2 protein-coding genes are annotated in these 1304 nt (G+C 64.0%); one reads left to right on the forward strand and one right to left on the reverse strand.

Annotation, left to right across the window (positions count from 1 at the left end; all coding sequences use genetic code 11):
- The first annotated feature begins 347 nt into the window (after window positions 1–347).
- A complete protein-coding gene (gene hpaI, locus ACESMD_RS14760) occupies window positions 348–1118 on the forward strand; it encodes a 4-hydroxy-2-oxoheptanedioate aldolase (RefSeq protein WP_372614462.1) in 771 nt (256 codons plus the stop codon).
- A gap of 18 nt (window positions 1119–1136) precedes the next feature.
- Here the strand turns inward: hpaI and ACESMD_RS14765 are convergent.
- On the reverse strand, window positions 1137–1304 hold a 168-nt coding region (locus ACESMD_RS14765), incomplete at its 5' end, for an FAD-linked oxidase C-terminal domain-containing protein (protein WP_372614464.1).

Raw genomic sequence — 1304 nt, forward strand, 5'->3', positions numbered from 1 at the left:
ATGGCAGGCGGGGCGGAAAGATCCGGCGTCTGTGCATGGGCCATGCCCAGGGTAAGGGTGGCCGCGCCGGCCAGGGTGAGCGTGCTGCGCCAGATGTGCATCATGGCATCTAACTCCTTGGTGTCCTGCGTGGTGAGCGCCGGTGGGCCTTGGCCTCGGCGAGCCTCATCACGAGGCAGGGTGGCGAATTATTGATTGGTTCCACATTCCGGCAGCCTGCGGATCCCGTCGGGACTCAAGGAGGTGCCGGGTCACAAAGGAAAACCTAGTTCAGATCTCCGCATGGCGACAAGGTTTACTATGAATGAAGGTATACTTGTATGACAAGTACGAGAGGAGAGAACTTCATGCAGTCTCATGAGACCCCCTTCAAGCGCCGCCTTCTGGACGGCGAGGCGATGACCGGGCTGTGGCTGGGCCTGGCCAATCCCTACACGGCGGAGATGGCGGCCACGGCGGGATTCGACTGGTTGCTGCTGGATGCTGAACATTCGCCCAACGATCTGAAAGGTCTGCTGGGCCAGCTTCAGGCCATCGCCCCCTACGCCTCCCATCCCATCGTGCGGCCCCCGGTCGGGAACCCGGTGCTGATCAAGCAGTACCTGGACATCGGGGTACAGACCCTGCTGGTGCCCATGGTGGAGACGGCCGGCCAGGCCGCCGGTCTGGTGGAGGCCATGCACTATCCACCTCGGGGGATTCGCGGCGTGGGTCATGTGCTGGCGCGGGCGGCTCACTGGGGACAACGGACGGATTATCTGGAACGGGCCGACGAAGAGCTGTGCCTGCTGGTGCAGGTGGAAACCCTGCAGGGCCTGGAGAACCTGGAGGCCATCGCCGCCACCGAGGGTGTCGACGGTGTCTTCATCGGACCGGCGGATCTCTCCGCCTCCATGGGGCATCTGGGTGACCCAGGCCATCCCGAGGTGCGCACCGCCATTGATGACGCCATCACGCGACTGCGTGCCGTCGGCAAGGTCGCGGGCATCGTGACCGTCGACGAGGACGAGGCCAGGAGCTATCTCGATGCCGGCTGTGGCTTCGTTGGCGTCGGCATCGATACCCTCCTGTTGATGAAGGCGATGAAGGGGCTTGCCGAGCGGTTCCGCCCGGCATGAGGGGCCGTTCTGACCCCATTAACGGCTTGGAAGGATCCGACCCGCGTTCATCAGGCCATCCGGATCGAAGAGCGTCTTGATGCCCCGGGCAAGCTCGAGCTCCATCGGCGAGAGTCGCGACAGATAGGCCGCCTGCTTGGTACGGCCGATGCCGTGCTCGGCGCTGATGCTGCCATCGAAGCTGTC

Source organism: Halomonas sp. (assembly GCF_041689495.1).
Taxonomy (GTDB): domain Bacteria; phylum Pseudomonadota; class Gammaproteobacteria; order Pseudomonadales; family Halomonadaceae; genus Halomonas.

Excerpts from the sequence above, each read along its gene's own strand:
- hpaI (WP_372614462.1), top strand. The coding sequence starts at position 348 with ATGCAGTCTCATGAGACCCCCTTCAAGCGCCGCCTTCTGGACGGCGAG.